1 protein-coding gene is annotated in these 507 nt (G+C 46.9%); it reads left to right on the top strand.

Annotated elements, in window-relative coordinates:
* Positions 1-507, top strand: a 507-nt coding sequence (locus R7E78_RS30890; protein ID WP_318059237.1) for an EAL domain-containing protein, incomplete at both ends; no start/stop codon positions are given.

Below are 507 nucleotides of genomic sequence, written 5' to 3'. Positions count from 1 at the left end.
GGGTCGCGTCGCGATCAACTTGTCTCCAGAACAGTTTGGCAACCCTCAGTTGATCGACTTTATGGAGAAGCTGCTGCGCACAACCGAACTTGATCCAAGTTGCATCACGTTTGAGCTAACGGAAAGCGCGGTGATGAGTGACAGCGAACATACGCTGCAAATGCTGAATGCGATTAAAAAGCTGGGCTTTGCTTTGTCGATCGACGACTTTGGCACTGGGTATTCGTCACTGTCGTATTTAGCTCGTTTCCCGATTGATGAACTAAAAATCGACCGTGCATTCATTAATGACATTGACGCCCTGCCAAAACAGGTGACCGTCATCGAGAACATCATCAACTTGGGCAAATCTTTGGAACTAACGGTCGTTGCAGAAGGCGTAGAAACGCATCAGCAAGCTACTTTGCTTTCCAACCTTCAATGCAACTCGATTCAAGGTTTTCATTTCTACCGACCTCAGCCAAAACATGAAATCGAAGAGTTGTTTGTGCAAAACCGCCGCCATAA

It is taken from the genome of Vibrio sp. YT-19(2023), from assembly GCF_033337395.1.
This window is presented reverse-complemented; position numbering and strand designations above follow the sequence as displayed.